We start from the raw sequence: 19,576 nt of genomic DNA, 5'->3' as shown, positions 1-19,576 counted from the left end.
CCCTGCCCCGGCCGCGGGCAGGGCGTGTCCAGTGGCCGCCGGCCCGCGTTGACCCCGGCGGAACCGCACCAGCGGACCCGTGGAGCCGCACCGGAGGAGAGGCCCGATGAAGGACAGGACGCCCAGGGACATCGCCGTCGACGACCAGCTGCGGGCGGCCGGCGCGGAGGGCGCCCAGTGGCTCGCCGCCGCCGGGTGGGGCCCGCCGGTGACCGTCCCGTTGCAGCAGGCGGCCCGCTGGCAGCGCGAGACCCGGGCCCGGATGCTGGCGTCGCAGCAGGACGAGTCCTGCACCTGGTGCGACCACCTGCTGCACGGCGGCCCCCAGCCCGTCGTCGTCCACGCCGAGGACCCCACCCACCTGATCTGCCGGGACTGCTCCACCGCCGCCCGCCCGCACCGCCCCTGCCTGGACTGCGGCGCGCCCGCCGCCTCCGGCTCCCCGGCCGACGGCCGGGAGGACGTCTTCATGGGCCCGGTGACGATCTACACCCGCCTGCGCTGCGTCCCCTGCCACCGCGCCGACGCCCGGCGCGGCGCCGTCGGAGGCACCCGTGACGGTGGCACCTGCGACGGGGGCGGGACGTTCGGCGGCGGGACCTTCGGGGACGGAAGCTGACGTGCCGCTCGGCCGTGCCCACCGCTCAGTGGTGCGCGACCGGCACGTCGTGCCCGTCGCGCACCGGGCCGCCGCACGGGGCGCCGCACGGGCCGGCGTCCCCGCCGAGCGGTTCGACCCGCGCCCCGGACGGCAAGGGTCCTGTGGCCGAGGCGAGTTCCGCCGCGCCACGCCGTGCCGCGCCGCAGTGCCGCGATGCCGCGCCGACGAGGAGCGCTCAGCCGAGCGCCCGGACCCGCTCGACGATCAGCGCGGCGCAGTCCGCCGCCGAGGCCCGTGTGCTGTCCACGACCAGGTCGTAGACGACTCCCTCGTGCACTGCCTCGGCCTGTGCGGCGGCCATCCCGGCCACCCGGTCGCCGCGCGCGGCCTCCCGGGCCGCGGCCACCGCCGGGTCGCAGCGCACGCCGACCCAGAGCACGTCCAGGCCGTCCAGTGCGGCCCGCCAGCGGGCCTGGGAGGCCGTGGTGCCGAGGAACACCTCGTCCACCACGATCCGGGCGCCGGCCCGGGCCATCGCGGCGACGCCGACCGTCCAGGCGGCGTCCAGTTCGGCGAAGACCGGTCCGACGTCGACCGTGCCGTTCCCGTCGTCCAGGCCGCCGATGCCCTCGCCGCCGCCGCGCAGCGATGGCGGCAGCGCGTCGACCATGGTGTCCGCACCGAGGTGCAGCCACGGCTGCGGCAGCAGCTCCTGGAGGTGGCGGGCGATGCCCGACTTGCCGGAGCTGGAGCCGCCGTTGAGGACGATCACATGCATGCGCGCATCTTACGGAGTGCCCTGGTGGGCCGCCGCCGCGGCGGCGAAGGACTCCGCCAGTGCCGGTGCCCCCGCCCAGTGCAGGTGCAGGTAGGAGGCGTGCACGTTGCCGCCGGCGAAGCCCTCCGTCCGCGGCCCGGTGGGCAGGCGCCAGCCCCACGCGGGGTGTTCGCCCGCGCCCGGTTCGCAGACCGTCCGGTGGAACTCGTGTCCGCGCACCCGGGTGCCGGCCACCGCGAGCGGTGAGTCGTGCAGGGCGACGGCCTCCCGGTAGCCGAGGGTGAGGCGTTCGGTCATCCGGGCGTCGGTGTCGAGGACTCCGCACATCGGCAGGCCGTCCAACTCCCGTCCGAGGTAGAGCAGTCCGGCGCATTCGGCGGTGATCGGCCCGCCCGAGGCGGCGAACGAGGCGATCGCCGAGCGCAGTTCGGTGTTGCCGCTCAACTCCCGTACGTACAGCTCCGGGAAGCCGCCGCCGATGACCAGTCCGGAGGTCCGCTCCGGCAGCGCGGTGGAGTGCAGCGGGTCGAACGGGACGACCTCCGCCCCTGCCGCGCCGAGCAGTTCGGCGTTCTCGGCGTACGAGAAGGAGAATGCCGCGCCGCCCGCCACCGCGATCCGCGGGCGCCCGGCGACCGGGCCGACCTCGGCCGTCGGGTCCCACGGTTCCGCCTCCAACGGGGGTGCCGTGCGGGCGAGTTCGAGCAGCGCGTCCAGATCGACGGAGGAGCCGACCAGCTGGCCCATGTCGGCGACCGCCTTCAGCGCCGCCGCCGAGCGCTCCACCGCCGGGATCAGTCCGAGGTGGCGGGACGGCGTCGCGACCGCCGCCGAGCGGCGCAGCGCGCCCAGCACCGGCACTCCGGAGCCCTCCTCCAGGGCCTCGCGCAGCAGGTGCTCGTGGCGGTCGGAGGCGACCCGGTTGAGGATCACCCCGGCCAGCCGCACCTGTGGGTCCCAGGAGGCGAAGCCGTGCACCAGCGCGGCCACCGAGCGGGACTGCGAGGAGCCGTCGACGACCAGCACCACGGGCGCCCGCAGCAGCTTGGCGACGTGCGCGGTGGACGCCAGCTCCCCGCGCCCGGAGGCCCCGTCGAACAGGCCCATGACGCCCTCGACCACCGCGACGTCGGCCCCGGCGGCGCCGTGCAGAAACAGCGGCGCGATCCGTTCGGGGCCGCACATGAAGGCGTCCAGGTTGCGGCCGGGGCGCCCGGCGGCGAGCGCGTGGTAGCCCGGGTCGATGTAGTCCGGGCCGACCTTGTGCGGGGACACCTCCAGTCCGCGTGCGGTGAGCGCCGCGATCAGGCCGGTGGCGACGGTGGTCTTGCCGGCGCCGGAGGAGGGCGCGGCGACGACGAGGCGGGGGACGGTGCTCAACGGTCTACCACTCGATGCCGCGCTGGCCCTTGCGGCCGGCGTCCATGGGGTGCTTCACCTTGGTCATCTCGGTGACCAGGTCGGCGAAGCCGGTCAGTGCCTCGGGCGCGTACCGGCCGGTGATGACGACGTGCTGGCTGCCCGGGCGGTCCGCGAGCACGGCCACCACCTCGTCCGGGTCGACCCACCCCCAGTGCATCGGGTAGGTGAACTCGTCGAGCACGTAGAAGCGGTAGGTCTCGGCGGCGAGGTCGCGCTTGACCTGCTCCCAGCCCTCCTTGGCGGCTTCCTCGCTGGACATCTCCTGCTCGGCGGAGCGCTGGATCCAGGACCAGCCGGATCCCATCTTGTGCCAGTCGACGGTGCCGCCCTCGCCGGAGGCGCCGAGCACGCGCAGCGCGTTCTCCTCGCCGACCTTCCACTTGGCGGACTTCACGAACTGGAACACCCCGACCGGCCAGCCCTGGTTCCAGGCCCGCAGGGCCATGCCGAACGCGGCGGTGGACTTGCCCTTGCCGGGGCCGGTGTGCACGGCGGTGATCGGCAGCGTGCGGCGCTGGCGGGTGGTCAGGCCGTCGTCGGGAACGCTCTCGGGGACGCCCTTGGGCATGGGTCAGGCCGCCTTTCGCAGGGTGGTCGCGCGGGTGGCGCGGACGGTCGCGGGGCGGTTGTCCCCGCGGTTCTCGCGGACGAGCGAGGCCACGCCCTCGGCGCGCAGTTCGTCCAGGCTGACGGCGGTGCCGCCGAGCTGCCCGGCCAGGGTGCGGGCCAGGCCGAGCCGGACCGGGCCGGACTCGCAGTCCAGCACCACGCTCGCCGTGCCCTGCGCCGCGAACAGGGCGGCCGCGCGGTGCGAGCGGGCGAGCGCGTCGCGCCCGCCGGTGGCCCGGCCGTCGGTCACCACGACCAGCAGCGGGCGGCGGTTCGGGTCGCGCAGCCGTTCGACCCGCAGTACCTCGTGGGCGCGCAGCAGCCCTTCGGCCAATGGGGTCCGGCCGCCGGTGGGCAGGGACTCCAGCCGGGCCGCGCCGACCTCCACGGAGGAGGTGGGGGGCAGTGCCAGCTCGGCGCCGGCGCCGCGGAAGGTGATCATGCCGATCTTGTCGCGGCGCTGGTAGGCGTCCATCAGCAGCGACAGCACGGCGCCCTTGACGGCGGTCATCCGCTGCCGTGCGGCCATCGACCCCGAGGCGTCGACCACGAACAGCACCAGGTTGGACTCCCGTCCCTGGCGGACCTGTTCGCGGAAGTCGTCCTTCTTCAGTACCAGTGCCCGGCCGCTGCGCCCGCGCGCCACCTGGTGCGGTGCGGCGGCCTGCAGGGTCGCGGTCAGGTGCAGCCGGCCGAGCGCGCCCTGCGGGCGGCGGGCCCGGACGGTGTGCCCGCCGGTGGTCTCGGCGGGGGATCGGCGGCCCTGGGCGCCGTGGCCGGTGCCGCGGACGGTGAACAGCTTGGTCCGGTACGGGTCGCCGGCCGCGACGGGCGTCGACTCCCGCGCGGGGGAGGGGTGTTGGGCCGGTACGGGCTGCTGTGGCCGGTCGTTCCCGTCCGTCGAGGACGCTTCCGGCGCGTCCGACGCCTCGGGGGCGCTGCCGTCGGACGGCTCGGGAGCCCCGCCGCCGTCCGGTCCGCCGCCGTCCGGGCCGCCCTCGGGGCCCGGGCCGTCGTCCGGTCCGCCATCCGGGCCCGGGCCGTCGTCCTCGGGCTCCGGGTCGTCCGCCTGGGAGTGTTCCTCCAGGGTCCGGTCCAACTGTTCCTCGTCCAGTCCCGGCGCGTCGAAGGGGTTGCGACGGCGCCGGTGCGGCAGCGCGAGCCGGGCGGCCTGGCGGACGTCCTCCTCCAGGACCTCGGTGCGACCGTCCCAGGCGGCGAGCGCGACGGCCGTGCGGGCCATCACGATGTCCGCGCGCAGGCCGTCCACCTCGAACGCGGCGCACACGGCGGTGATCTGACGCAGCGCCACATCGGTCAGCGCGACCTCGGGCAGCAGCTCCCGTGCGGCGGTGATGCGTTCGGCGAGCGCCGTCTCCTCCTCGGCGAACCGCGCGGCGAACCCGGCCGGGTCCGCGTCGTAGGCGAGGCGGCGCCGGACCACGTCGGCGCGCTCGGCCGGGTCGCGGGTGGCGGCGATCTCGACGGTCAGGCCGAACCGGTCGAGCAGCTGCGGCCGCAGCTCGCCCTCCTCCGGGTTCATCGTGCCGACCAGCAGGAACCGGGCCGCGTGCCGCACCGACACGCCCTCGCGCTCGACGTACGAACGGCCCATCGCGGCGGCGTCCAGCAGCAGGTCCACCACGTGGTCCTGGAGGAGGTTCACCTCGTCGATGTAGAGCACGCCGCGGTGCGCCTTGGCGAGCAGCCCGGGCTCGTACGCCTTGACGCCCTCGGCCAGCGCGCGCTCCAGGTCGAGCGAGCCGACGATCCGGTCCTCGGCCACCCCGACCGGCAACTCGACCAGCTGGGCGAGCCGTTCGTGACTGCCGGCGTCCGCGTGCGGCCCGTCCGGGCACTGCGGGTCGGGCGCGGACGGGTCGCAGGCGAAGCGGCAGCCGGTCACGGCGGCGATGGACGGCAGCAGGCCGGCCAGCGCGCGCACCATGGTCGACTTCGCGGTGCCCTTCTCACCGCGCACCAGCACGCCGCCCACGGCGGGGGAGACCGCGTTCAGCAGCAGCCCGAGCCGCAGGTCGGCCATGCCGACGATCGCGGTGAACGGATAGCGGACGTCACTCATGCCGTACCCCACTCCTGTCGTGCCCGGTTCTGCGGTCGTACCCGGCTCATGCGTCACTCCCAGGTGCCCCGGGCGCCAGGAACGGCAGCGATCCGGCCGCCGGTACCCCGCCCTCGATCAGCTTCCACAGCGCGTCGGTGTCCGCGTGTTCCTCGATCAGGTCGCCCAGCCGGTCCAGCCGGGCCTCGCGCGCCGCGGCGAAGGAGGTGTCCGGTGCCGGAACGAACGCCCGACCCGCCAACGCGGCGACCTCGCGCAGGAGTTCGCGGCGGAAGCCGTCGTTCTCCAGCGCGCCGTGCCAGGTCGTGCCCCAGACCGAGCCCACCCGGCAGCCGTCCAGGAAGGCGACGCCCCCCTCGACCGCGACCACGCCGTGGTGGATCTCGTAGCCTTCGACCCGGTGCCCGTACGCCTCGCCGACCGGCCGCGCCAGCACCTTCTCGACGCCGAACCGCACGTGCGTCGGCAGCAGGCCGAGCCCGTCGACGGCACCCGCCTTGGACTCCACCTCGTCGACGATCCCGCGCGCCAGCATCTGGTAGCCGCCGCACACCCCGAGGACGGGCAGTCCGGCCGCCGCCCGCGCCTTCAGCGCCGGCTCCAGGCCGCGCTCGCGCAGCCAGGCGAGGTCCGCCACGGTGGCCCGGGTGCCGGGCAGCACCACCAGATCGGCGTCGGCCAGTTCCTCCGGCCTGGTCGCCCAGCGGACCAGCACGCCCGGCTCCTGCGCCAGCGCGTCCAGGTCGGTGAAGTTGGACAGCCGGGGGAAGCGCACCACGGCGACCCGCAGCACGTCCGCGCCGAGCGGGCCGCGCCCGTCCACCCGGTCCACCACCGTCGACAGGTCCAGCGAGTCCTCGGCGTCCAGCCACAGGCCGGGCAGCATCGGCAGGGTGCCCAGCACCGGACGGCCGGTCAGCTCGTGCAGCATCTCCAGCCCGGGTGCCAGCAGCCGCGCGTCGCCGCGGAACTTGTTGACGAACCAGCCGGCCACGTGCCGCTGGTCCTCCGCCGACAGCAGCGCCAGTGTCCCGTACATCGCCGCGAACACGCCGCCCCGGTCGATGTCCCCGACCACCACCACGGGCAGCCCGGCGGCCGTCGCCAGGCCCATGTTGGCGATGTCGCGGTCGCGCAGGTTGATCTCGGCAGGCGAACCGGCGCCTTCGCAGACCACCACCTCGTAGCGGCGGCGCAGATCGGCGAGGCACTCCAGGGCGCGTTCCAGCAGGACGGGCTTGCGCTCGCGGTAGTCCAGCGCGCCGACCTCGGCGACCGGCCGGCCCAGCAGCACCACCTGGCTGCGGCCGTCCGCGCCGGGCTTCAGCAGCACCGGGTTCATCGCCGCCTCCGGCTCCACCCGGGCGGCCTGCGCCTGCATCGCCTGGGCGCGGCCGATCTCGGCACCGTCGGCGGTGACGAAGGAGTTCAGCGACATGTTCTGCGCCTTGAACGGCGCGACCCGCACGCCCTGGCGGGCCAGCCAGCGGCAGATGCCGGCCGTCACCACGCTCTTGCCCGCGTCCGAGGTCGTCCCCGCGACCAGCAGCGCGTTCGTCATGCCCTTCCCCTCTTCCCCAGGAGCGCGCGCAGCAGGATGTGCCCCGCGACCGTCGTACCCAGCGCCAGCGCGCCCACCCGCCGCGAGAGCGCGCAGGCCCGCTCGATGTCGTCCACCGTCACCGGGCGCAGCTCCGCGCCCAGCACCGGCCGGTGCTCCACCCTCCCCCGGCCTTCGGCCGGGGAGACCCCCATGCGGTACTGCAGCGTGCCGCCCAGCCGGACGCCCACCGCGCCGGCGAACGCCGACTCGGCCTGGCCCGCGTTCGGGCTCGGGTGCGCGGAGCCGTCGCGGCGCCAGACCTGCCAGGCCGTCCGGGGCTGCGGGGCGGCGGCCACCGTCAGCAGCGCGGTCAGCCGGGCGCCCGGCCAGCCGGCCACGTCGTCCAGCCGGGCCGAGGCCCAGCCGAACCGGGCGTGCCGCGGCGAGCGGTGGCCCACCATGGCGTCCAGGGTGTTCACCGCCCGGAAGGCCAGCAGCCCGGGCGTGCCTGCGAGGGCGCCCCAGGTCAGCGCGTTCACCACCGCGTCGGCGGTGTTCTCGGCCACCGACTCGACCACCGCGCGGGCGATCTGCTGCTCGTCGAGCGCGCTCGGGTCCCGTCCGCACAGGTGCGGCAGCCGTTCCCGTGCGGCCCGCAGGTCGCCGGCCTTCAGCGAGCGGCCGATGGCGCGGGCCTCCCGGGTCAGCGAGGTGCCGCCGAGCACCGTCCAGGTGGCGGCCGCCGCGAGGGCCGCCCGGCCCGTCGGGCGCCGGCCCACCGTACGGTCCAGGGCGAGCGCGCCCGCCGCGACCGCGCCCACGCACAGCGCCGTGTATCCAACCCCGGCGGCCCGGTCGTCGCGCCACAGGCGCCGCTCCAGCCGGGTCGCGGCACTGCCGAACACGGCCACCGGGTGGCCCCGGCGCGGGTCGCCGTAGCGGGCGTCGGCGGCGTAGCCCGCGACGGCGCCCAGGGCGAACAGGGCGGCGCGGGCGAGCGGACGGCCGGTCAGGGGGCGGCGGGTCATCGGCTGCACGTCGGAAGGCCGGGTATCGGAAGAGCGCGCGCGGCGAGGCCGGTCGCGTGAACGCCCTGCGCCGGAAGGCCGGTCGCGTGAAGGCCGTGCGCCGGAAGGCCGTGCCCGGGACGGCAGCTCGGAGTGCGGCGGGGCGGGGCAGCCTGCATCGCGTGCGTGTCCTCACTCAGGGTCCGCGCCCTGGATCGACGTAGCGGGGGCGAGAGTCTCCTGGCTTCCGGGTCGGACGCACCCCCGGGGCCTTCCAGCGGCTTCTGACGGCCCGCCGTGGCGATGATTCCGAGCGTGCTCCCCGGTGACAGTGGCGGGACCGCGCCGGACTCGCACCGGCTTCCTCTCCATGCCTCCGATTGGCCCCAGGATCCCATCACGCGGCCGAACCGGGAGTCAACCGAGGTCACGGAGGGGTTGGTCACACGGGACACCGGCTGACAGCCTGTGGGATCGCCCAGCGCGTCGGGCCCCCGGGACCGGTCGCTTCGTGCGTTCGGGTGCTGGGGCCGCGCCCTGGTCCGCCCCTACCGTTCGGTGGCATGCGTCGCAGAAAGCCCCCCGCGGCCCCGCCCCCGGTGCCGTTCTCGCCCTCGGCCGCCCGCGCCCACCGGGCCGGCCTCGGCCTGACCCCCGAGCAGGTCGCCGAGGGCATGGCCGCGCACGGCGTCCGGCTGCTGCCCGCCCACGTCCTCGCCTGGGAGAGCGGCGAGCTGCGTCCCGGTGAGGGCGAGTTCATCGCCCTCGCCCGCGCCCTGTGGTGCCGGGCCGCCCAGCTGATGGACGGCCGCCCGGTCCGGCTGCGGGACCACCGGCTGGCCCGCGAACTCGGCCAGGCCGTCGTCGCGGACCGCACCGGCACCACCCTCGACGCCTACCGGGAGGCCGAACTGACCGGTCACTGGGACGGCGACGAGGAGCAGACCCGGTCCCTCGCCGAGGTCCTCGGCCTGGGCCTGCCCGACCTCGTCCGGGCCACCGGCCGCGAGGAGGCCCTCGACCACCTGCTCCGCCAGTGCGTCACCGGCCGCTGGCAGCCCCACCTGCGCGCCCTCGCCCGCATCGTCCCGGCTCCCGCCGAGACCCTGGCCGACGCCGTCGAGGCCCTCCACCAGGAGCACCACGTCCCCTCCCACTGGGGCGCCGGCACCCGCCCCGCGCCGCCCCCCGCCATCGACACCCTCACGTCCCGCTTCTGGCGCCTCCTCGACGTCGACGCGCTCTGACTTCCGGCCTCTCTGGGAGCCCCGGCCCCTCTGGAACCCCCTGACCCGCTGACTCCCCGCCCCGCTCCGGCCCGTGCCCGAGTGACCCGGACGGCCCAGCCCGGTGGCCGGGCGGGCGGGGCCCCGGTGGACTGGTGTACGAGCACCGTCCGGCCCGAGAGCAACAGCGAGAGCAACAGAGCGGGGAACGATATGCGCTGGGGAACCGCCGCCGTCGTGGCGGCCGCCGCCGTCGGAGCCGGCGCTGCCGTGCTGGTGGTCGGCCGCCGGGCCTCCGAGCGGATGGTCCGCCCGGTGACCACCGTTCAGGAGTCCGGGCCGGTCCTCGTCCGGAGCCTCGGCACCGGGCGGATCACCTTCACCGGCAGCCCCGAGAGCCGGCAGCCCGGCCGGTGGGCCGTGGAGTGGGGCGACGACGGGCACGCGGTGGTCGAGGAGGTCCTGCACAGCGACGGGGCGGGCGTCACCCGGCGGCTGGTCCGCGCGGACCGGGGCACCCTCGTCCCCGGCACCGAGGTCCGCTTCACGCCCCGCGTCCACCTCGGCGACCCGATGCGGGCCCTCGGCCTCGCCTACACGGAGACCACCGCGGACGGCGAGCTCGGCCCGCTCCCCGCCTGGCACCTCGACGGCAAGCGCGGCACCTGGGTGATCCTGGTGCACGGCCCGGAGGTAGACCGCCAGCAGACCCTGCCGGTGCTGCCCGTCCTGGACCGCCTCGGGCTGCCCGCCCTCGCCGTCACCTGCCGCGGCGACGTCGGCGCGCCCGCCTCGCCGGACGGGTACAGCCACTTCGGCGAGACCGAGTGGCGCGACGTCGAGGCGGCGGTACGGCTGGCGCTCGACAGCGGCGCGGGCCGGGTGATCCTCTTCGGCTGGTCCGTCGGCGCGACGATGGTCCTGCAGACCGCGGCCCGTTCGGCCTGGGCGCACGCCATCAGCGGCCTGATCCTCGACTCGCCGGTGCTCGACCTGTCGGCGACCGCCCGCCGGGACGCCGAGCGCCTGGGCTTCCGGGGCGCCGCCGCCGGGCTCGGGGCCCTCGCCGCCGAGGGCCGCACCGGCGTCGACCTCGCCGACTTCTCCCGCATCGCGGATGGCGCCGACCTGCGCGTCCCCACGCTCGTCCTGCACAGCCCCGCCGACCGGGTGTCCCCGTTCCGCAGCGCCGAACGCCTCGCCGCCGCCCGCCCGGACGTGGTCGGCCTCCAGCCCTTCCCCGGCGCCGACCACGGCACCCTCTGGAACTCCGACCCCGACCGGTACACGGAACTCCTCCGCCGCTGGCTGACCCCTCTCCTCTGACGGCCCGCCGCGGGCCCGGGCCCGGGCCCGGCCGGGAGCGGGAAGTCGGACCGGTCGACTTCCTGCTCGCCGGGATCGGCCCGGCCCGCCCGTCATCCGTCCGGATCCGGGCTGGACAGTCCCGCCGGACGCCGACGGCGCCGGTGGTGCCGTCGGCGGCGGACGTCCAGCCAGGGGCACACATTTTCCCCGACCGGTCGGTCGGTCCCTCACGTTCCGTAGTCACTCGAACGGGAGCAGCGACCGGCGCGGCTCACCTGGCATGGGCAGGCCACACGTTTCCGGCCAGGCGGTTTGCCTCTGTTGCCCGATCTTGCGGAGGTGCCGCCGCCGCTCCTCCGGTCGTACGGACAACCGGATGTGACAGAAGGCCGGTACAAGGGGAAGACTGCTCGACGTGACGTCTCGGAATCCGCGCGACCGTGATGCCCCGCTCCCGCCTCCGATCGGTACCGGTGCGACGGTGACCCGTCTCCCCGGTACGGCCCACCGGCCAGCCGGTGGCAGGCCGAGCGGGGCGGCCGTACCCCGCAACGGCGTACCCCGGCGACGAGGGCCCGCTCCGGCGCCCGGGCGCGGCCGGGTTCCCGTGCCGGAGGGCTTCCCCGCGCCGGCCGAGCTGGCGCCGCTGGCCCGCCGGATGCTGGTGGACGCCGTCCGGATCGCCCGCTGGGCCGGCGAGCTGGAGGAGGTCGACAAGCGTGGCGAGCTGCTGCCGGACGACGCCCGCGCGGCCGGCCGGGCGCTGGCCATGACGGTCGGCGCCGCCTCCAAGGCCTGGGGCCAGGCGCTCCTGGTGGGCCTGGTGGAGGCCCGGGAGACCGGGGCCGCCCCGGGCTGGCGCCTGCACGCCTGGGAGCACGACGACGAGGCCGTGGTGCGCGGCTGGTCGGCGCTGTTCGACGCCTGGACGCTGCTCGCCCCGGTGCCGCCCGCCGCGCTGCGCGGGGTGTTCGCCGTGCTGGCCGGGCAGGCCGTGGACCAGGCCCCGCAGCTGCTCTCCTTCCTGCACCTGGTGGACGGCCCGGTGGCCGAGAGCGAGCTGCTGGAGCTGCTGCGCCGCGGCCTGGACGAGCGCCGGGTCGGTGGCGGCCCGGGCGGCCCCGGCCTGTCGCCGGTGCCGCACGCCGCCTCGGCGGTGTCGGCGGTCCGCGGCACCTGCCGGGAGCCGCAGATCGACACCCCGGCCTCGCCGTCGGACGTGGCCGCCGTCCTGGACTGGATGCTGGACGGCCTGGCGGCCGTGGGCGCCCTGACGCGCAGCAACGACGCCGCCGAGCTGTCGCCGCTCGGCCACTGGGCGGTGCGGGCGAAGCTGGAGGAGATCTGCACGGTCGCCCAGACCGCGGCCGGGCACATCGAGCAGAGCGCCTTCGAGCTGCTGAACGCCTGCGCCGACTACTCGCCGGGCCCGGCCCGCGCCGAGTACCGCGCCTGGGTCGCGGCCCGTCCGGCGGACCGGGCGGTGGCCGAGTTGCTGGACGCGGCGCAGGGCGACGACGCGCTGGTGCGCGGGCTGGCCTTCGAGGCGCTGCGGGTGGCCGGCGGACCGGCCGAGCAGGCGGTCCGGGCCGCGGTGGACGAGCCGGTGCTGCGCCCGTACGCGCTGCTGTGGCTGGCCGAGCGCGCGGACGAGGGGGTCTCCCCGGCGGACGTGCTGGGCGCGGACGACGCGGCCTGGCTCTGGGTGGACACGGCGGCGGCGGTGCTGGACCACGGCGAGACGGAGCTGCTGGTGGGCCACGTGGAGGGCGCCTCGGCGGGCGACCCGGTGCGGCTGTTCGCCCGGGCCCGGCAGTCCGGGCACCCGCGTGCGGCCTCGGTGCTGACGGCGGTGTCGAGCGTGCACCCGGACCCGGCCGTGGCCCGGGCGGCCCGGCGCTCGGCCTTCAGCGTCCACACCGGCGGCGCGTAGCCGCCCCCCGGCCGCCGGAACAACGCGCGGCCACCCGGGGACCTCAGGAACGGCACATGACGAAGGGCCCGGAACCGATCGGTTCCGGGCCCTTCGTCACGGAGACGGACGAGCGGTCTCAGCCGAGCCGCGACTCCGCCCGCCGGGCGCGGACGTCGCCGACCTTCTGGCCCACCTTGCGGCGGATGACCAGCAGCGGCGCCATGGCCGCGAGGGTGATCTGGGCGAAGGCGCCGACGTGCATGAGCGCGTCGCCGCCGGGCAGGCCGGTGGCCCAGGCCGCCAGGCAGCCGATGGAGACCACGATCCAGCAGAGCGTGGCGGTGGCCAGCAGCCCCTGCGGCTTCGGGTACTCGATCCGGCTGACCATCAGGTACGCGGCGCCCATGATGGCGAGCAGGCCGGGCAGGAACGGCGGGTCGAGCAGCACGATGGCGATGACCGTCATCGCGCCCATCGGGCAGGGCATGCCCTGGAACACCCCGGGTCGCATCTTCACGGCCGAGAAGCGGGCCAGCCGCAGGACGACCGCGAGCAGCACGGTGATCGCGATGAGCGCCGAGAGCTTGCTGTTGGAGCCCTGGGAGACCATGCCCCAGACCGCGACGAAGTAGGCCGGCGCGATGCCGAAGCTGATCAGGTCGGCCAGGTTGTCCAGTTCCGCTCCGAGGGCGGAGGAGCGCAGCTTGCGCGCCACCAGGCCGTCGAAGAGGTCGCACATCGAGCCGATCAGCAGCAGCGTCACCGCGGTGGCGGCGCTGTGCCGGTCCGGAGCGGCGTCCGGGTTGGTGATGTGCGGGACGAGGACCCCGGTGGTGATCGAGTAGATCGCCAGGAAGCCGCAGACGGCATTCCCCAGGGTCAGGAAGTCGGCGGTGGACAGGTGCTGGGGAGAGCGCGGGGCGCGCAACTCGCGGTCGCGCGCCCAGCGGCGGCGGCGCAGGGCCGTCTCCTCGTCGTCCAGGCCGACGATTGTCTCAGGATCAGTCACGGTCAAGGCGCGTCACCCCGGCTGTGGTCTTCTGGCCGACCTCGACGCCGACCTCGACGCCGGCCGGCAGGTAGGTGTCGACCCGGGACCCGAACCGGATCAGACCGATCCGGTCGCCCTGCTCGACCTTGGTTCCGGCGGCCACGTACGGCACGATGCGGCGGGCCACGGCCCCCGCGATCTGGACCATCTCGATGTCGCCGAGCTCGGTGTCGAAGTGCCAGACGACCCGCTCGTTCTGGTCGCTGTCCTTGTTGAACGCGGGGACGAAGCCGCCCGCGACGTGCTCGACCGACGTCACCGTGCCCGGCAGGGGCGCGCGGTTGACGTGGACGTTGAGCGGGCTCATGAAGATCGCGACCCGGGTGCGGCCGTCCGGCCAGGCGTCGATGCTCTGCACCACGCCGTCGGCGGGGGAGATCACTCTGCCGGTGCCGACCTCACGCTCGGGGTCGCGGAAGAACCACAGCATGCCCGCGCTGAGCGCACAGGCGGGTACCGCCGCCAGGGCCCACTTGCCGCTGCGCCGGGTGAGGGCGGTGGTCACGGCGGCCGTGGCGAGAGTGGGGACGAACCAGGGGGTGGCTCCGCGCGCGATGGTCACGCGGGGTCGCCGACCGGCCGTCGTGGGTGCGAGGGCATCGCGGTCCGTGACGGAGTTGTGAGGGGACGGGCTGATGGGCATCGAAGACCTTTGTCGCGGGGGAACATGGCCGCTGGACGGGGGCCACCGCGGGATCGGTAATAGAGGGACGGCTTGCTGTCCCGGTGGATGCTATCGGGAGCACACGGTGGGTGGGCAACCCGCCTGCTCGTTCATGTGTCCGGTGGGAGCGCGTGTGCGCGTCCCACCTCTACGACCGTAGCTCGCCCCGGTCCGGTTCCCAAGGGACCTGACAGGGCTGGTGAGACTTGTCTCAACGGGTTCGCCGACGGAACCCCGCGGGGGAAACGGCCGTGGCGGCCGGAAGCGGGTGCGCGGAAGCGACCGCAGGGCGTGTCGTCGCAGCTGTACGCCCTGCGGCCGCTTCCGGAGGGCCGTGCCGGACCCAGGCGGACCAGGCCGGGCCCGTGACGGGGCACGGCGCTCCGCCGGGACGGGCCCGCACGCCCGTCGACCGGCGGTTCGAGGGGGCCTCCGGGCGGCGCGGTCCGCCGGCCGGAGGCCCGGGGATCACTCGGCGATCCGGTACTCCTCCAGGAGCCGGCGTCCGACGATCATCTTCTGGATCTCCGCAGTACCTTCACCGATGAGCAGCATCGGGGCCTCGCGGTAGAGGCGCTCGATCTCGTACTCCTTGGAGAAGCCGTAGCCGCCGTGGATGCGGAAGGCGTCCTCGACGACCTCCTTGCAGTACTCGGAGGCGAGGTACTTGGCCATGCCGGCCTCAAGGTCGTTGCGCTCGCCGCCGTCCTTCTTGCGGGCGGCCATGACCATCATCTGGTGGGCGGCCTCGACCTTGGTGGCCATCTCGGCGAGCTTGAACTGGATGGCCTGGTGCTCGGCGATCTTCTTGCCGAAGGTGGAGCGCTGCTGGGCGTAGGAGATGCCCAGCTCGAAGGCGCGGCGGGCGACGCCGCAGCCGCGGGCGGCCACGTTGACCCGGCCGACCTCGACGCCGTCCATCATCTGGTAGAAGCCGCGGCCCGGGACGCCGCCGAGGATCCGGTCGGCCGGGATCCGGACGTCCTGCAGCACCAGCTCGGTGGTGTCGACGCCCTTGTAGCCCATCTTCTCGATCTTGCCGGGCACGGTCAGGCCGGGAACCTTGGGGTTCGGGCCGAAACCGGCCTCCTTCTCGATCAGGAAGGTGGTCATGTTCTTGTACGGGGAGCTGCCGCCCTCGTCGGTCTTGCAGAGGACCGCGACGAGGGTGGAGGTGCCGCCGTTGGTGAGCCACATCTTCTGGCCGTTGAGGACGTAGAAATCGCCGTCCTTGACGCCCTTGGTGGAGATGGCCGAAACGTCGGAGCCGAGGCCGGGCTCGGACATCGAGAAGGCGCCGCGGATCTCGCCGGCGGCCATCTTCGGCAGGAAGTAGTCCTTCTGCTCCTGGGTGCCGTGGGCGTTGATCATGTGCGCCACGATGAAGTGGGTGTTGACGATGCCGGAGACCGACATCCAGCCGCGGGCGATCTCCTCGACCACCAGGGCGTAGGTGAGCAGCGACTCGCCGAGCCCGCCGAACTCCTCGGGGATGGTGAGCCCGAAGAGGCCGAGCTGCTTCATGCCCTCGACGATGGCGGTCGGGTACTCGTCCTTGTGCTCCAGCTCGGTCGCGACCGGAATGATCTCCTTGTCGACGAAATCCCGCACGGTGGCGAGGATGTCCCGCTGGATCTCGGTGAGGCCGTCGGTCTGTGCGAGGCGTCCCATCGTGCGGCTCCGGAAAGGTCTAAGAGGGCGGGGGGGGGGGGGATTGCGGGGGCCCTGCCGGCGTGGCAGCAGGGCCCCCGTTACCGGGTGGGGGTCGGCCGATGACGGCGGCCTGCCCCTCCGGGGTCTCCGGGTGGAGGGGTGGGTTACGCGAGCGGGGTCGGGCGGCCGGGCTGCTCGCCGCCGCGCGCCTCGGTGTACGTCTCGGTCGGCACCATCACCTTGCGGCGGAAGATGCAGACGACCGTGCCGTCCTGCTTGTACCCCTTGGTCTCGACGTAGACGATGCCGCGGTCGTCCTTGGACTTGGACGGCCACTTGTCGAGGACCGTGGTCTCGCCGTAGACGGTGTCGCCGTGGAAGGTCGGCGCGACGTGGCGCAGCGACTCGATCTCCAGGTTGGCGATCGCCTTGCCGGAGACGTCCGGGACGGACATGCCGAGCAGCAGCGAGTAGACGTAGTTGCCCACCACGACGTTCCTGCCGAAGTCCGTCGTCTTCTCCGCATAGTTGGTGTCCATGTGGAGCGGGTGGTGGTTCATGGTGAGCAGGCAGAAGAGGTGGTCGTCGTACTCGGTGACCGTCTTGCCGGGCCAGTGCTTGTAGACCGCCCCGACCTCGAACTCCTCGTAGGTGCGTCCGAACTGCATGGCTCAGGCCCTCAGCTTTCCGGGATCTCGAACTTGGTGGTGCGCTCCATGCCCGCGGCCCGGCCCTTGCCGGCGATGACCAGGGCCATCTTGCGGCTGGCCTCGTCGATCATCTCGTCGCCGAGCATCGCGGAGCCCTTGGCGCCGCCCGCCTCGGAGGTGCAGTAGTCGTACGCGTCGAGGATCAGCTCGGCGTGGTCGTAGTCCTCCTGCGCGGGCGAGTAGATCTCGTTCGCGGCGGCGACCTGGTCGGGGTGGAGCACCCACTTGCCGTCGAAGCCGAGGGCGGCGGAGCGGCCGGCGACCTCGCGGTAGCCCTCCTGGTTGCGGATCTGCAGGTACGGGCCGTCGATCGCCTGCAGGTCGTTGGCGCGGGCGGCCATCAGGATGCGCATCAGGATGTAGTGGTAGGCGTCGGCCGGGTAGCCGGCCGGCTGCTCGCCGACGACCAGCGACTTCATGTTGATGGAGGCCATGAAGTCGGCGGGGCCGAAGATGATGGTCTCCAGCCGGGGCGAGGCCTCGGCGATGGCGTCGACGTTGATCAGGCCCTTGGCGTTCTCGATCTGCGCCTCGATGCCGATCTTGCCGACCTCGAAGCCCATGGTCTTCTCGATCTGGGTGAGCAGCAGGTCGAGGGCCTTGACCTGCTCCGCGTCCTGGACCTTCGGCAGCATGATGCAGTCGAGGTTGGGGCCGGCGCCCTCGACCACGGTGATCACGTCGCGGTAGGTCCAGTGGGTGGTCCAGTCGTTGACCCGGACGACCTTGGTCTTGTTGCCCCAGTCGCCGTTGTTGAGGGCGTCGACGATGGTGTGGCGGGCGCTCTCCTTGACCAGCGGGGCGCAGGCGTCCTCCAGGTCGAGGAAGACCTGGTCGGCCGGCAGGCCCTGGGCCTTCTCCAGGAAGCGCGGGTTGCTGCCCGGTACGGCGAGGCAGGAGCGGCGCGGGCGCAGGCGGTTCGGGGTAGTCATGAGGGTGGTTCGGTTCCTTCCCAGTGGTCAGCTGGTCAGCTGGTCAGTTCGTGGCCGCGGTCGGTGCGGGCGACCACGGCTGGAGCTTGTTGGCCAGCCGGATCTCGTCCACGATCCGGCCGATGATGGTCGTGATGCCGAAGTCCTTCGGGGTGAACACGGCGGCGACGCCGGCGGCCTTGAGGGCCTCGCCGTCCGCTGCCGGGATGATGCCACCCACGATCACCGGGACATCCTGCACCCCGGCGCGGTCCAGGCGCTTGAGGACGTCCGGAACCAGCTCGCAGTGCGCGCCGGAGAGGATCGACAGGCCCACGCAGTGGACGTCCTCGGCGACGGCCGCCGAGACGATCTGCTCCGGGGTCAGCCGGATGCCCTGGTAGACCACCTCGAACCCGGCGTCGCGGGCCCGGACGGCGATCTGCTCGGCGCCGTTGGAGTGCCCGTCCAGGCCGGGCTTGCCGACCAGCAGGCGCAGCTTGCCGGCGCCCAGTTCCTCGGCGGTCGCGGCGACCGCGGCGCGGACCTGCTCCAGCTCCCCGCCCGGCTCGGCGACGACCGCGACGGGTGCGCCGCCGACGCCGGTGGGGGCGCGGTACTCGCCGAAGACCTCGCGCAGGGCGAAGGACCACTCGCCGGTGGTGACACCGGCCCGGGCGCAGGCGAGCGTGGCCGGCATCAGGTTGGCCCCGGTGGCGGCGACGGTCTTGAGCTCGGCCAGCGCCTCCTGGGCGGCGGCCTCGTCGCGCTGTCCGCGCCAGTCCTCCAGGGCGGCGAGGACGGACCGCTCGGAGGCCGGGTCGACCACCATGATCGCGGTGTCGAGGTCGGCGGTGAGCGGGCTCGGCTCGGTGGTGTCGAAGCAGTTCACCCCGACGATCTTGTCCTCGCCGGACTCGATCCGGGCCCGGCGGGCGGCGTGCGAGGAGACCAGGTTGGACTTCAGGTAGCCGGACTCGACGGCCGGGATGACCCCGCCCATCTCAAGCACCTTGGCGATCTCGGCCTCCGCGCCGGCAAGCAGCGCGGCGGTCTTGGTCTCGATCACCTCGGAGCCGTTGAAGATGTCGCCGTACTCCAGCAGGTCCGACTCGTACGCCAGCACCTGCTGGATCCGCAGCGACCACTGCTGGTCCCACGGGCGGGGCAGGCCGAGCGCCTCGTTCCAGGCGGGCAGCTGGACGGCCCGCGCACGGGCGTCCTTGGAGAGGGTGACGGCCAGCATCTCCAGGACGATCCGCTGGACGTTGTTCTCCGGCTGGGCCTCGGTCAGACCGAGGGAGTTGACCTGGACGCCGTAGCGGAAGCGGCGCTGCTTGGGGTCCGTCACGCCGTAGCGCTCCAGGGTGACCTTCTCCCAGAGCCGGGCGAAGGCGCGCATCTTGCACATCTCCTCGACGAAGCGCACGCCGGCGTTCACGAAGAAGGAGATCCGGGCGACCACGTCGCCCATCCGCTCGGCGGGCACCTGTCCGGAGTCGCGGACCGCGTCGAGCACCGAGATGGCGGTGCACATCGCGTACGCGATCTCCTGGACGGGCGTGGCCCCGGCCTCCTGCAGGTGGTAGCTGCAGATGTTGATCGGGTTCCACTTGGGGATGTTGCCGACCGTGTAGGCGATCATGTCGGTGATCAGGCGTACCGACGGGCCGGGCGGGAAGACGTGCGTCCCGCGCGACAGGTACTCCTTGACGATGTCGTTCTGGGTGGTGCCGGTGAGCTTGGCGATGTCGGCGCCCTGCTCCTCGGCGACCACCTGGTAGAGCGCCAGCAGCCACATCGCGGTGGCGTTGATCGTCATGGAGGTGTTGGTCTGTTCGAGCGGGATGCCCTCGAACAGGGTGCGCATGTCGCCGACGTGTCCGACCGGGACGCCGACCCGGCCCACCTCGCCGCGGGCGAGGATGTGGTCGGAGTCGTAGCCGGTCTGGGTCGGCAGGTCGAAGGCGACCGACAGGCCGGTCTGGCCCTTCGCCAGGTTCCGCCGGTAGAGCGCGTTGGAGTCGCTCGCGGTGGAGTGGCCGGCGTAGGTGCGCATCAGCCAGGGCCGGTCGCGCTTCTGGGGCTCGGTCAT

Annotated in this window: 16 protein-coding genes and 1 riboswitch; of the genes, 4 read left to right on the top strand and 12 right to left on the bottom strand. The window is 74.1% G+C overall.

Features of this window, described 5'->3' with window-relative positions; genetic code table 11:
* Positions 1-106 precede the first annotated feature (106 nt).
* Positions 107-619 carry a hypothetical protein gene (locus AB0D10_RS14940; RefSeq protein ID WP_360255741.1) on the top strand — a complete coding sequence of 171 codons (513 nt, stop codon included), beginning with the start codon at positions 107-109 and terminating at the stop codon, positions 617-619.
* 217 nt (positions 620-836) lie between these two features.
* Here AB0D10_RS14940 and cpt read toward each other — a convergent pair whose 3' ends face one another.
* From cpt to AB0D10_RS14910, 6 genes are read right to left on the bottom strand one after another with little or no spacing between them, the layout of a single operon-like run.
* Complete coding sequence (gene cpt, locus AB0D10_RS14935) at positions 837-1,379, bottom strand: chloramphenicol phosphotransferase CPT (protein WP_360255738.1); 543 nt, start codon at positions 1,377-1,379, stop codon at positions 837-839.
* 9 nt (positions 1,380-1,388) lie between these two features.
* Entirely contained in the window at positions 1,389-2,759 is a 1,371-nt protein-coding gene (locus tag AB0D10_RS14930; RefSeq protein WP_360255736.1) for a cobyrinate a,c-diamide synthase, read from the bottom strand.
* Positions 2,760-2,763: 4 nt separating this feature from the next.
* Positions 2,764-3,369, bottom strand: coding sequence for a cob(I)yrinic acid a,c-diamide adenosyltransferase (gene cobO / locus AB0D10_RS14925; protein ID WP_360255733.1), 606 nt, complete (start codon positions 3,367-3,369; stop codon positions 2,764-2,766).
* Between the two features lie 3 nt (positions 3,370-3,372).
* Positions 3,373-5,493 (bottom strand): putative cobaltochelatase, encoded by a 2,121-nt coding sequence (locus tag AB0D10_RS14920; RefSeq protein ID WP_360255731.1) that lies wholly within the window; start codon positions 5,491-5,493, stop codon positions 3,373-3,375.
* A gap of 46 nt (positions 5,494-5,539) precedes the next feature.
* A complete protein-coding gene (locus AB0D10_RS14915; protein ID WP_360255729.1) occupies positions 5,540-7,054 on the bottom strand; it encodes a cobyric acid synthase in 1,515 nt (504 codons plus the stop codon).
* Entirely contained in the window at positions 7,051-8,064 is a 1,014-nt protein-coding gene (locus AB0D10_RS14910; RefSeq protein ID WP_360255727.1) for a cobalamin biosynthesis protein, read from the bottom strand. Before AB0D10_RS14910 ends, AB0D10_RS14915 begins: the two co-directional genes overlap by 4 nt.
* A 212-nt stretch (positions 8,065-8,276) precedes the next feature.
* A riboswitch (cobalamin riboswitch) is annotated at positions 8,277-8,411 on the bottom strand.
* Positions 8,412-8,606: 195 nt separating this feature from the next.
* On the opposite strand from AB0D10_RS14910, the gene AB0D10_RS14905 reads away from it, so the two are divergent.
* The 3 genes from AB0D10_RS14905 (at position 8,607) to AB0D10_RS14895 (ending at position 12,510) form a co-directional block, all read left to right on the top strand.
* Positions 8,607-9,290 carry an XRE family transcriptional regulator gene (locus AB0D10_RS14905; RefSeq protein WP_360255724.1) on the top strand — a complete coding sequence of 228 codons (684 nt, stop codon included), beginning with the start codon at positions 8,607-8,609 and terminating at the stop codon, positions 9,288-9,290.
* Positions 9,291-9,482: 192 nt separating this feature from the next.
* The gene (locus AB0D10_RS14900; protein WP_360255723.1) at positions 9,483-10,595 is read left to right on the top strand and encodes a prolyl oligopeptidase family serine peptidase; all 1,113 of its coding nucleotides are present in this window, start codon (positions 9,483-9,485) and stop codon (positions 10,593-10,595) included.
* A 589-nt stretch (positions 10,596-11,184) separates the two neighbouring features.
* Positions 11,185-12,510, top strand: a complete 1,326-nt coding sequence (locus tag AB0D10_RS14895; RefSeq protein WP_360255721.1) for a hypothetical protein — start codon at positions 11,185-11,187, stop codon at positions 12,508-12,510.
* Positions 12,511-12,628: 118 nt separating this feature from the next.
* Here the strand turns inward: AB0D10_RS14895 and AB0D10_RS14890 are convergent, their stop codons facing one another.
* The 6 genes from AB0D10_RS14890 to AB0D10_RS14865 form a co-directional block, all read right to left on the bottom strand.
* Positions 12,629-13,453: a CDP-alcohol phosphatidyltransferase family protein gene (locus AB0D10_RS14890; RefSeq protein ID WP_360256005.1), complete on the bottom strand. Its 825-nt coding sequence runs from the start codon at positions 13,451-13,453 to the stop codon at positions 12,629-12,631.
* A gap of 40 nt (positions 13,454-13,493) precedes the next feature.
* Positions 13,494-14,186 (bottom strand): phosphatidylserine decarboxylase, encoded by a 693-nt coding sequence (locus AB0D10_RS14885; protein WP_360255719.1) that lies wholly within the window; start codon positions 14,184-14,186, stop codon positions 13,494-13,496.
* Positions 14,187-14,675: 489 nt separating this feature from the next.
* Positions 14,676-15,878, bottom strand: coding sequence for an acyl-CoA dehydrogenase family protein (locus tag AB0D10_RS14880; protein ID WP_360255716.1), 1,203 nt, complete (start codon positions 15,876-15,878; stop codon positions 14,676-14,678).
* A 146-nt stretch (positions 15,879-16,024) separates the two neighbouring features.
* The gene (locus AB0D10_RS14875; RefSeq protein WP_360255714.1) at positions 16,025-16,528 is read right to left on the bottom strand and encodes a MaoC family dehydratase; all 504 of its coding nucleotides are present in this window, start codon (positions 16,526-16,528) and stop codon (positions 16,025-16,027) included.
* A gap of 11 nt (positions 16,529-16,539) precedes the next feature.
* The gene (locus AB0D10_RS14870) at positions 16,540-17,502 is read right to left on the bottom strand and encodes a CoA ester lyase (protein ID WP_360255712.1); all 963 of its coding nucleotides are present in this window, start codon (positions 17,500-17,502) and stop codon (positions 16,540-16,542) included.
* 43 nt (positions 17,503-17,545) lie between these two features.
* Positions 17,546-19,576 (bottom strand): protein meaA, encoded by a 2,031-nt coding sequence (locus AB0D10_RS14865; protein ID WP_360255710.1) that lies wholly within the window; start codon positions 19,574-19,576, stop codon positions 17,546-17,548.

It is taken from the genome of Kitasatospora sp. NPDC048545 (assembly GCF_040651155.1).
Lineage (GTDB): Bacteria > Actinomycetota > Actinomycetes > Streptomycetales > Streptomycetaceae > Kitasatospora.
The sequence above is the reverse complement of the archived record's forward strand: the minus strand, read 5'-3'. Positions and strand labels throughout refer to the sequence as shown.

Excerpts from the sequence above, each read along its gene's own strand:
- AB0D10_RS14940 (WP_360255741.1), top strand. The coding sequence starts at position 107 with ATGAAGGACAGGACGCCCAGGGACATCGCCGTCGACGACCAGCTGCGG.
- cpt (WP_360255738.1), bottom strand. The coding sequence starts at position 1,379 with ATGCATGTGATCGTCCTCAACGGCGGCTCCAGCTCCGGCAAGTCGGGC.
- cobO (WP_360255733.1), bottom strand. The coding sequence starts at position 3,369 with ATGCCCAAGGGCGTCCCCGAGAGCGTTCCCGACGACGGCCTGACCACC.
- AB0D10_RS14920 (WP_360255731.1), bottom strand. The coding sequence starts at position 5,493 with ATGAGTGACGTCCGCTATCCGTTCACCGCGATCGTCGGCATGGCCGAC.
- AB0D10_RS14915 (WP_360255729.1), bottom strand. The coding sequence starts at position 7,054 with ATGACGAACGCGCTGCTGGTCGCGGGGACGACCTCGGACGCGGGCAAG.
- AB0D10_RS14910 (WP_360255727.1), bottom strand. The coding sequence starts at position 8,064 with ATGACCCGCCGCCCCCTGACCGGCCGTCCGCTCGCCCGCGCCGCCCTG.
- AB0D10_RS14905 (WP_360255724.1), top strand. The coding sequence starts at position 8,607 with ATGCGTCGCAGAAAGCCCCCCGCGGCCCCGCCCCCGGTGCCGTTCTCG.
- AB0D10_RS14900 (WP_360255723.1), top strand. The coding sequence starts at position 9,483 with ATGCGCTGGGGAACCGCCGCCGTCGTGGCGGCCGCCGCCGTCGGAGCC.
- AB0D10_RS14885 (WP_360255719.1), bottom strand. The coding sequence starts at position 14,186 with ATGCCCATCAGCCCGTCCCCTCACAACTCCGTCACGGACCGCGATGCC.
- AB0D10_RS14880 (WP_360255716.1), bottom strand. The coding sequence starts at position 15,878 with ATGGGACGCCTCGCACAGACCGACGGCCTCACCGAGATCCAGCGGGAC.
- AB0D10_RS14875 (WP_360255714.1), bottom strand. The coding sequence starts at position 16,528 with ATGCAGTTCGGACGCACCTACGAGGAGTTCGAGGTCGGGGCGGTCTAC.
- AB0D10_RS14870 (WP_360255712.1), bottom strand. The coding sequence starts at position 17,502 with ATGACTACCCCGAACCGCCTGCGCCCGCGCCGCTCCTGCCTCGCCGTA.
- AB0D10_RS14865 (WP_360255710.1), bottom strand. The coding sequence starts at position 19,576 with ATGACCGAGCCCCAGAAGCGCGACCGGCCCTGGCTGATGCGCACCTAC.